Source organism: Nostoc sp. NMS2 (assembly GCF_017115105.1).
GTDB lineage: Bacteria > Cyanobacteriota > Cyanobacteriia > Cyanobacteriales > Nostocaceae > Nostoc.
This window is the reverse complement of sequence record NZ_JABXKH010000033.1, coordinates 1-10,494: the sequence shown is the minus strand read 5'-3', so window position 1 is coordinate 10,494 and position 10,494 is coordinate 1. Positions and strand designations below refer to the sequence as shown.

The window sequence follows — 10,494 nt, the reverse complement described above, 5'->3', positions numbered from 1 at the left end:
CTTCATCCTCAAGGTAGACTGTACCTGTTGTCAAAATTTGAATTTGGAATTGCTGGCCTGTTTTCGGTGCTGGTACTCAAATAGCTGTAGATGATATTCTAAAATTCAACGTGTTTGTCTCAGCTTTTGATAGTTCCAATTACCTATTGGGTACTTTTTCAGTACCGGGAACTTCTTCAATAACATTGGATAATTCAGCATTGTTCGTTGGGATTAGCAGTGAAACTGCTAACATTTCACGACTGGTTTTCAGCACTTCTGAGTCAAATAGGGCTTTTGCTATCAACAGGGTAAGTATTATTGCATTTTCTGAACCAAATTATACCTTAGCTATATTAGCCTTCAGTGTTTCATCTGCCATTTTGAAAGTACGCCAACGCAGGTAACAATTATTGTCTTAAAGAGTTAGTAATCAGAATATATGACTCCTATTTGATTTTTGAAAAGCAAAAGTTATTGAAAGTTTTCCATACAAAGATTTCTTTCAACGAAGAGGCAGGGGGAAGGGGCAGGGGGAAGGGGAGCAGGGGGCAGGGAGCAAGGGGAAAGAATTAGAGACAAATTATTTGTATCAGGCATTTCGTGAAATGGTATAACAGAGCTTTAACAAACTTCAGTCGGTTTAAGTCCCCGACTACAAAAGAAGCCGTAAGTTTTGTGGCTCTTTCTAAATCCCCGTTACAAAACTGTACTTCCTCTCTTCGTAGCGGAGCGTAGCCCATTCCGACTTCCGACTTCTTTAATGTTCTTGCCCCGTTGGCCGGATAAGGATTTCGTTGACATTAACGCGCGACGGTTGCGTGACGGCATAAACGATCGCAGCAGCAATGTCTTCGCTATGCAGAGGTGTAATTGCCTTGCGCCGTTCCTCAATGCGTTGTTTGGCAACTGGATCGGTAATTTGGTTGTCAATTTCCGTATCCACCAAACCAGGTTCAATAATGGTGACGCGAATGTTGTCCTTGTGGACTTCTTGGCGTAAAGCTTCTGAGATGGCATTAACACCCCATTTGGTAGCATTATAAACACCGATACCCGCCCGTGCTGTCCGACCTGCCACTGAGGAGATATTGACTATGTGCCCCGATTTTTGCGCCTTCAACAGAGGTAAAACCGCGTGAGTAGCATATAACAGTCCTAGTACGTTGAGGTCGAACGATCGCCGCCAGTCTGAGCTATTTCCATCTGCAATAGTGCCGAGTAAGGCAATCCCTGCATTATTCACCAGGATATCAACCCTTCCCAATTCTGCATTTGCTTTTGCCACCAAGTTATTTACCTGGTTTTCATCAGTCACATCAGTGACAATGGGCAATGCCTTACCACCACTAGCTTCAATACGTTCTGCTAATGCCTGAATGCGATCGCCACGCCTAGCAGCCAGTACTACTGTTGCTCCAACTGAAGCCAAAGCGATCACAGTTGCTTCTCCAATTCCTGCTGAAGCCCCAGTGATAATTGCTACTTTATCTTTTAATTTACCTGTCATTTATTTAATTCCTTAGTGATTAGTAATTGGTAAGTAAGTCGGCCCAATTAAAGCATTTATTTGGTCAAGTGCATTCTGGGGAGGAATTTGGGGAATAATTTGGGTAGCGATGTCTACGACGGGCTATTCGGCGTCGCGCCTCGTTTTCAAATCCTCCTTGCCCCTAGTACCGCTTCGCGTAATTCGTAATACTTCGGCTACGCTCAGTACAAGTTCGTAATTCGTAATTACCGTTGCGTAAGGGTTTTAGACATTTCAAATGGTCTGTTTATTTTCGCCGAACTGTACTAGCATAAAGTGTAAAGATGTGTATACTAATAATGATTAGAGAATAATAGCTCAGAAAATAACGAGAATCTTATTTGCGTTACTCAGCCACTGAAAGAGAAAAAGGATTTATCAAAATGGATTCTTTCGGTATCTACACCCTTGCTAATGATGTAGTATTTGACCAACTAGTCGCGTTACTAAACAGTATTGAGGTGAATGTTAGCGCAGATATTCCTATTTGTATAATTCCATATAATGAGCAACTAGATTTAGTTAGGAAAGAAATTAATAATCGAAAAAATGTAATTTTATTTGATAATTGGGACGTAATTCAACGCTGGGAAGAATTTGCTCATCAGGTTTGGGCTGCACATCCAAGGGAAAAAGAGACAAAATTATCACGTCCTAGTTGGTACAAAAGTCATTTACAAAGAAAATTTGTTGCCTTTGAGGGTATTTTTGATAAATTCGTATTTTATGACGGTGATAGTTTGGCAATGAAGCCACTTAATAATGTAATTGACAAACTAGAAACATCCGATTTTATTTTTGATGATTGGGAACACCTTAAGGATAGAGCTGTTGCAGCGTTAGATATTTCAGTTATAGAAAAAACTGGACTGTATACAGAAGCAGATATACGTCCTAAACTCCATTGTTCTAGTTTTTTTGGTTCCAAACGAGGATTGTTTACTGTTAAAGAAATTGAAATAATGAAGGAGCGATTAATTACCCAAAAAGAAGTTGAATGGATTAATGGTCATGGATGGTGGGATGATTCTTTTTTGTTTAATTATATGACCTTGCGCTGCGATCGCCCACTTTTTAACTTTACACTTAGCCCCAATGGTGAAGATAGAACAGGCAACTGCGCCAATGCAGATCCCTTTGTCAATATTAATAATGTTCTTTACAATCAAGATGGGTTAAAACCAATTCATCGCATCCATTATATGAGCTATTCTTCTCGTGATTTTGCCCAGTTATGTCAAGGACAAGATGTTAATATCTGTTATGCAAATGAGTTTTTACACTATCGCTTTCTCAAACAGCCAGAACAAAGACCAAAACAGCTTAAACCAGTGAGTATCATTACCAAAACTAATAATTTTTTTAACAAAACAATCAATAAGATTCAAAGAACTATCCGCTAAACAGAATCTTACTGACGATATATTAAATTCGCAATTGATAGAAACTTTCTATTTTCTATATTTTCCAGTTATTAGTATAAAATATGCCTAAAATTACTGTTTGCGTTTCTACTTTTAATCGTGTTAATCTTCTTCCTTATGCCATTGACAGTGTACTCAATCAATCTGAGCAAGACTTTGAGCTAATTGTTTGTGATGACGGTTCTAGCGATGGTACACCGGAATTGATGTCACAGTATACAGACCAACGGATTAAATATATTCGTCATCTACAAAACATTGGTAAAAGTAATAATATGCGCTCTGGGTTTGATGCCGCCAGTGGTGAATATTTTATTAAATTTGATGATGATGACCGGCTAACACCCGATTTTCTCGCAAGTACCGCAGCTATTCTTGCTCAAGACTCTAGCATTGATTTTGTTGGTACAGACCATTGGATAATTGATATTAACAATGTCCGGGATGAAGCAAAAACTCAAGAAAATACTCATCGCTGGGGTAGGAAGAATTTACCAGCAGGTGTTGTAGATAATTTGTTGGAAGTTGTATTTATTCACCAAAGCTTTCAAGTTGGCGCAACATTATTTCGCCGTAAAACCTTACAAGAGTTAGGATTTATGCAGCCCAATATGCAAAACTGTGAAGATAATGATTTATTTGTGCGTCTAGCTTTGGCTGGAAAAAAGGGTTATTATTTACCAAAATTATTGATGGAATATCGCTCTCATGCAGAACAGCAAGGTATCAATCGAGCGATTCCTTATTTATTTGATAAAATGCAGTATTTAGAAAGTTATAAGTTTGAGTCTGAGAAACTAGAGAAAGTCAGGGAAAACCGTTTAACTGAAACGCAACTATTATTAGGTTTGCGTTTAATTGAAAAGGGTGAAACGCAAAAAGGCAGAGAGCTAGTTTTAGCGGGACAGTCTTTTTCGACTGCTAAAGCTTGGACTGGTTTAGGTTTATCGTTGTTACCAGTTGGCTGGCGAGGTAAGGCATTTAATGCACTGCGACAGGTGCGGGGTTAGAAAATGGGAATGCGTTGGCGCAGTTCGCCGCAGGCATCCGTTTTTTCTATCAAGTACCTGGTGAAAAGGTCTCACACGGGGATGCGGACGCGCAAAGAAAATTGCGCGAAGGATACATTATGTTAATACACACTATTAATTTTCAGCGTCAGCTTTTTTCAGTGCTGTTATTAGTTGACTTTTATTCATGTTGGAACGTCCTTTGATATTCTTTTCTGAAGCAATTACTTTAAGTTGCGAAGATGACATTTTTTCATAATCTTTTGTTTGAGTAAAAACTGGGTTAATTGCTGGATAACTCTGTCCTTTTTGCTTGCTATAGATTTCTTCAATAGCTCCTTTTATTGATTCAACAATTTGAGCTAATTTCTGATCAATAGTAACTGTTTGTTTGCTTTGATTTTCCTCGGTTTTTTTAACAGATGTAGCCACTTGCTCAATTTTTCTATTAAGCATTTCTATTTGTGAAAATAATTTATTAACTTGTTTAAGTATGGTTTCAGTTGATTCTGTCTCTTTAGAAGCAGGTGGTAATATAACAGGAGCGGAATCTGAAACCCCAAGCAATTGCTGCATTTCTTCTTTAGCAGCAGCAGCTTGCTCATCAGTCATATCAAATACCCAAACCCATAGCTTTTCGATGTCAAGTTCTTTAGCAACAAGACACCAATCAGCACCATAAATGACTTCGTACTCTTCTTCCTCACTGTATGCCTCAGTACGACGCACAATTAGAGGAATTAAGTTAGTACCTTGTTGAGTAAGGCTGTTCCTTAAGTATTCGCGTTTTTCAGAAGGAACTTCTAAAACTTCAGACTCTGGTACAGCAATTTGAAAAGTGTAAACTTGTCCGTGAGAGATTGATTTGATACGTAAATATTCAACAATCCGATCGCGACGTTCTGCGCTATTCATTTTCCTACTCCTTTTTATTGGTTACAGAAATCAATTGTTTAGCTAGTTTTATATAGCAGTGAAAAGCATCCTGTGCAGCTTCTTTATCTTTAGAATTTAATTCTTTATCAAATTCTGCGAAACAAATTGGATACCCCTTATTAGGTGTAGTTGAAACTATGCTCAAGCTTGGAATCCATGTTTCTTGAGGGAATAACTCTATATTTTGACTTTCAGGATTCTTGGATAGAATATCAAAAATCTGCTGAGTCATAGCTAAAGCAACCTTATTTGCCGCTCTATTGTACATACTGACTGCTATTCCCAAAATTGGCAGTGGTTCATCTTTGGATTCATCAAGTGCAATGGCTCTTGAAATTACGTACTCTAATGCCCGGATGGGATAAGGAGCTAACTGGGTAGGAATTAATACTCCAGAAGAGGCCATTAGTGAAATAGTATTAGCTTTACCAAATGATGGCGGTGGATCAATTAAGATATAATCATATTGATTACGATATTTATTAAGCTTCTTGGCTAGTACGCGATCAATATCCGGTGTATTAATTAGCGTAGCTTCCATATAACTCAAACGAATGTGAGATGGAACAATATCTAGTTCAACATCATCCCAATTCTTATGAATAATCGTTTCTTCTAAGCTAGTTCTTGGTTCAGTTAGTAGATGGGTAATATCTTTTTTACCTTGCTTTTCAACATCATCTAAAGGATCTATTCCTAATCCCATTGTTAGATTAGCTTGAGCGTCAATATCAATCAGCAGCACTCGCTTACCTAGCTTGTTGAGAGCAGCCGCAAGGTTGATAGTCGTTGTAGTTTTACCTACTCCTCCTTTGTTATTAAATACAGTAATAATCATTGATTTGCGTTCCTCCTTAGTTTCTGAAACTAAATTTTTTTCTTCACTGGTTTGCTGTGTTTGAATGGGAGAAGTCTTGCTTTTGTTGAATAAGCCCAACATATCTTCTTGTTGCACCTCTTTTGAGATTAAATTTAAAAATTGTAACCGAATATTTTGTTGGTTTTTATACAGTGTAGAAGTAAAATTTAAATAAGTTTTTTTGGATAAAATTTTGTAGAATGACCTATATTTATGAATAAGTGTGGCTTGAGAATACTCTACAATAGTTGTAATTTTTTTATCATAGTTATAAAGTATACGAAAGTCATAGCCATTGGTTAACAGACCGATAACAGATCCAGTGTGGCGCATGTAATTATTAATTTGCCAAATGCTGTGGGCAATGTTTTTACTGGGTGCTTTAACTTCAATAATTAAATAGGCAGGTTTTATTAAAGCGGAGTCTGGTTGACCCACTAGGAAGTCAAGTTTAGATTGGAGAATTACCACTTGAGACTGCCAATCAGTATTGCTGTAACCAAGGATGTGCAAGAGGGGTACTACTACCTTTTGCTCTACATCGGATTCGTTACTATTTGGAGCGATCGCTTGAAAAATGTTTTGCAGGGTCGAGCCATAGTCAGCAATCATACTAGCACCGAGAGGCATCCAACTTTACAATTGTATCTGCTAATTTATTCGTTGTAAAAATTTTTGCCTATGTTGCTAGTAAAATCTAAGAATGGCTAGAATCAAAGTGTTTACCTATTTGCGCTAAAGGTTTTGGCTACTGTATCTTGTCCCCACTGCCATCAACTCGTTGATAGTCAAGCTATTAGTTGTCCCTATTGCCGGACTACACTCAAAGCTTACGGTCATCCCGGTATTCCATTGCACCGCGCCACTGGGGACGGGTATCTGTGCGACACCTGCACCTATCACGCTGATGATACTTGCAATTTTCCCCAGCGTCCCTACGCCAAAGACTGTACCCTCTACCAAAATATTGAAGAGACAAAGTTAGAGTTGGAACAGCAGCGTTACACTAACAGTTTTGCAATAACTGTGAAAAGTTGGGTAAAACGCAATCAGGCTTTGCTGTTGCTATTGAGTTTATTATTGGTCTGTTTGTTCTTCAGTCTAGTAACTTAGATGAGTTTAAAAAAATTCCCCGTTATCTGGGGGATTAGTCAGCAGCAAAAAGATTGTGCGCCGATAAATAAAACTTAATCTTGCTTTTTTGGAAATTTTGGCGATCTTTGGGGATCTATTTCGGATTCGTCCATGTTATTTTGAGAAGCCGCTTAAAGCTTGCTAAAGGAGCATTATGAGACTAACGGAATGGATTTTAGAGGAATAATTGCCAGGATAAAATAATGTTGACAGTAAAAACTATAAAAGCCGAATTTGACAACGCAGAATCTTATGGATACGTTTATGGCTATATAGTACGCAAAGATACATTTCCTGTTTATGTCACTCTTGGCAAAGAACAAGAGTATATTTCATCGCCATTGGACGACAAAAATACTGACTTTAGAACTTTTGCAAGCTGCACTGTTTACATTGCCGAAATAGATGAAGAACTTGATAGGGAAAACTATATAGAAATAATTCAACAAATTAAAGTAAGGATATTCTGCTGAAGAATTAACTTTAGCTTGTAAGTAACTTACAAGCTCTATTAAAGAATTAACTTCTCCGCTTTCCCATGTTAGGAATCTTCTGGACTGCTATTTGGCTGCGGTTGTCCTCTATAAACTGTTTCAAGTCGTCTAGCCTTACTTGAACTGCCTGACCATTTTTAAGTTGAACAGTACCCTCAATATCATCAGCCTCTGTTGAGCTTACGCTACTGTTCTGCAATCTTTGTTGAGTTGCAGATACCTTATTTTTACCCCGCAGCAAACCCCAGAAATTTCTCAATCTATAAGATAGGGTCATTTTAGTCACACAAAGTCACTTTTTTAGAAAAGGGCTGATTCACCTATATTACCTTTAACAATTTTTTATCACATAATTCCTCTATCTTATGACAACTTTCATACTTTTTATCGTAACTTTTTTAAAAAAGCATCAAAACGAGATATGCCCAATGCCCAATCCTTCAAACTGTGGTGATTTTGGATGCTTCAGTAATAGCTTCAACTTGTATTGGTGGCGCTTTTTCCTCAAAGGCGGCTAAGTCGAACCAAAAAGTGGTGCCAATCCCGACTTCACTCACTAGATGGACTTTACTACGATGTCTGTCGATGATATTTCTGACAATTGATAATCCTAAACCAGTGCCTTCTAGGGTGTGAACTCGGTTTTCTACGCGAAAGAAGCGTTCAAAAATTGAGTGCTGATCTTCTGTGGCGATGCCAATTCCAGTATCGGAGATTTCAATCCGCACTGGGGCAGATTGGGTGTGATTGGGCTTGAAATCTAGTTGGTGAGCGCGGATTGCTACTTTACCACCGGCTTTGGTGAATTTGAGGGCATTACCAATCAAGTTGCCAAACACTTGTACTAACAGATCGTAATTACCCATTACCAGGGGCAAATTAACAGCAACTTCCTGAAGAAGTTCAACACCTTTATCTTTCGCATTGAGTTGGTAAGTACGCAATGTTTGCTCGATCGCTTGGGCTAAATCTACTCCATCGAAGTTATACCGACGACCAGATTCGAGTTTTGATAAATCTAAAACATCGTTAACTAGCCGGGTTAGACGATCTGTTTCATTGTTAACTGTTTGCAAGAACTCTTGCCGTTCTTCTAATCCTAAGTCTTCGCCGTAGTCATGCAGGGTTTCAATATAGGTTTTGATGTTAAATAAAGGGGTTCGGAGTTCGTGAGAAACGTTGCTGATAAATTGGCTTTTTGCATCGTTTAATTCGACCTCACGGGTTATATCTTGGACGGTAATTGCAATGCCTTTGATGCTTTCTCTTTGCACGTTGAGTACTGTCGTCAAGAGAATGCGGATCGTCCGAGGGGTGGGTTGGTTAAGAAAAATGCGGAATTCGGCGCTTTCGCATTCACCTGCTGCCATTTCGTACAATGGGGCAGTAATTTCCATTTGGACTGCTGGCGGTAAGTTATGCAACACATTGCAGCCGACTACATCAGCTGTTTCCCAGCCAAATATTCGCCGCGCTGTGGGGTTGACTAATATTACCTGCATGTTGTTATCAATTAACACAGCACCATCTGCGATCGTGGAAACTAGGGTTTCTAGCTTGGCTTTTTCTGCGGTCAGTTCTTCAATATTCTGTTCTTCATAGCGCTCTAATCGCTCTGCCATCTCATTAAAGCTTAAAATTAACTCCCCTAGTTCGCCCCCTAAAGGTAAATCAATGCGCTGCTTGAAATTCCCGGTAGCAATTTCTTTTACCCCCACCAGCAGTTCTTTTATTGGTTTAGTGATGGTCAAGGCGTTAATGACTCCTGCCAAAATCACCATTACCCAAATCGTGATAAAAACGGCAATGGTGACATCGCGGGTAAAATTGGTGGAGATGACAGCAGTTTGATTGGGGTTGATACCGATCGCTAATACACCTAAATATTTCTTATTAACGATCAGAGGAATAAATACATCGGTAACAACTCCATCTGGGGTCATGTGTTGCCGCACCATCGGCTTTTCACCATCACCAGGGTAATCTTCTGGCAGTTGGATTCGCCGTTTAATGGTGAGGGAGTTTTCTACCTCGGCTTCCCAAAAAGGTATGCCAAAAAAGATTTCCCCGCTTTCATCAGCGTAGAGCATATAACGCACGCTAGAGGTGCTGCTGTAGAAGCGTTGGGAAAATTTGGCAACCTCTGTGAGATTATTGTCAGCCACGAGGGGGGCAACATTGGCAGCAAGTAGCAGCCCCAAGTCACGCCCGAACCGGGTGTCATTCATCCGCGCGTCCTGCTGAATGGTGTTCACAGCCCAGAAGGTCAAACCACTCATCACCAAGGAAACCACCAATGTAGCCACAGCCAGCAGCTTAGTCTGGAGGGTGAACTCCGACCACCAACTTGCGATCGCATGTCGAATTGTTTTTAACAGAGTTAGCATCTTAAATAAAGTTGTTAGTAGTCTTTGTTATAAAGCTCAACAACTAAAAAATTAACAGTTAATTTGACAAACATGTTAGGGGAACGGGAATAGGGGAGTGTCAGAGGGTATCCCTGTTAAGGTTGTCTTAACGAATTTACCTCATTTGGGCGATCTTGAAAAAGAGGCAGGGGGGCAGGGAGCAGGGAGCAGGGGAGCGGGGAGCAGAGGGAGTAAAGAGAAAATTTTAGTAATTTTTTTACCGAAATAGCCATGAATACACTTATTTCTTTCTCTTCCCATGCCTCACCTGCTCCTTTTCTCCCTGCTCCCTGCCTCTTGTTGATATCCAATTGAGGATTAAGGCGTTAAACCTCATCTTTTTAATATTGGTTACGCACAGATGAGTAGTCTAACAAAAATCCTACCTGTTGGGATTTTGAGCAGGTTGCCCCAATACGGTTCGGTTAAGGTTTTTTGATGAAAATTCTAGATCGCAAAGACGCGATAAATCGCCGTCAACACGAAAGACTGAATTATTGTAGAGACGGCGATTCATCGCGTCTCTTGTCTTAACCGAACAGTATTGCGGGTTGCCCGACTGAGGTTAGCGGCGGCAGTACCGCAAAGCGGAATTAAAAATTAAAAACGAATACAGTGTAAGCGTTTTGTTGATTTGTAATGGGCGTGTTTATTTACGCTGTGCTTTACCTTAAACAGCAAGAAGGCTCACACTGTACCTGTACGGCTGTCAGTGTTGA

Annotated in this window: 9 protein-coding genes; 4 read left to right on the top strand and 5 right to left on the bottom strand. The window is 39.5% G+C overall.

What is annotated here, in order from left to right:
• Window positions 1-739: 739 nt before the first annotated feature.
• Entirely contained in the window at window positions 740-1,489 is a 750-nt protein-coding gene (locus HWQ36_RS03510) for an SDR family NAD(P)-dependent oxidoreductase (RefSeq protein ID WP_292698134.1), read from the bottom strand.
• A gap of 404 nt (window positions 1,490-1,893) precedes the next feature.
• On the opposite strand from HWQ36_RS03510, the gene HWQ36_RS03505 reads away from it, so the two are divergent.
• The gene (locus tag HWQ36_RS03505) at window positions 1,894-2,913 is read left to right on the top strand and encodes an Npun_R2821/Npun_R2822 family protein (RefSeq protein ID WP_292698132.1); all 1,020 of its coding nucleotides are present in this window, start codon (window positions 1,894-1,896) and stop codon (window positions 2,911-2,913) included.
• 83 nt (window positions 2,914-2,996) lie between these two features.
• Window positions 2,997-3,944, top strand: a complete 948-nt coding sequence (locus tag HWQ36_RS03500; RefSeq protein WP_292698130.1) for a glycosyltransferase — start codon at window positions 2,997-2,999, stop codon at window positions 3,942-3,944.
• 135 nt (window positions 3,945-4,079) lie between these two features.
• On the opposite strand, the gene HWQ36_RS03495 is transcribed toward HWQ36_RS03500, so the two are convergent.
• Together HWQ36_RS03495 and HWQ36_RS03490 are read right to left on the bottom strand one after the other, a co-directional pair.
• Entirely contained in the window at window positions 4,080-4,859 is a 780-nt protein-coding gene (locus tag HWQ36_RS03495) for a Rho termination factor N-terminal domain-containing protein (protein ID WP_292698128.1), read from the bottom strand.
• A 4-nt stretch (window positions 4,860-4,863) separates the two neighbouring features.
• On the bottom strand, window positions 4,864-6,351 hold the full coding sequence (locus HWQ36_RS03490; RefSeq protein WP_292698126.1) for an AAA family ATPase: 1,488 nt from the start codon (window positions 6,349-6,351) through the stop codon (window positions 4,864-4,866).
• A gap of 132 nt (window positions 6,352-6,483) precedes the next feature.
• Between HWQ36_RS03490 and HWQ36_RS03485 the strand changes: the two genes are divergently transcribed.
• Both HWQ36_RS03485 and HWQ36_RS03480 read left to right on the top strand, forming a co-directional pair.
• The gene (locus HWQ36_RS03485; protein ID WP_292698124.1) at window positions 6,484-6,852 is read left to right on the top strand and encodes a zinc ribbon domain-containing protein; all 369 of its coding nucleotides are present in this window, start codon (window positions 6,484-6,486) and stop codon (window positions 6,850-6,852) included.
• A gap of 224 nt (window positions 6,853-7,076) precedes the next feature.
• The gene (locus tag HWQ36_RS03480; RefSeq protein ID WP_292698122.1) at window positions 7,077-7,346 is read left to right on the top strand and encodes a hypothetical protein; all 270 of its coding nucleotides are present in this window, start codon (window positions 7,077-7,079) and stop codon (window positions 7,344-7,346) included.
• Between the two features lie 46 nt (window positions 7,347-7,392).
• Here the strand turns inward: HWQ36_RS03480 and HWQ36_RS03475 are convergent, their stop codons facing one another.
• Together HWQ36_RS03475 and nblS are read right to left on the bottom strand one after the other, a co-directional pair.
• Window positions 7,393-7,644: a hypothetical protein gene (locus tag HWQ36_RS03475; RefSeq protein ID WP_292698120.1), complete on the bottom strand. Its 252-nt coding sequence runs from the start codon at window positions 7,642-7,644 to the stop codon at window positions 7,393-7,395.
• Between the two features lie 163 nt (window positions 7,645-7,807).
• Window positions 7,808-9,754, bottom strand: a complete 1,947-nt coding sequence (gene nblS / locus HWQ36_RS03470; RefSeq protein WP_292698118.1) for a two-component system sensor histidine kinase NblS — start codon at window positions 9,752-9,754, stop codon at window positions 7,808-7,810.
• Window positions 9,755-10,494: the final 740 nt, after the last annotated feature.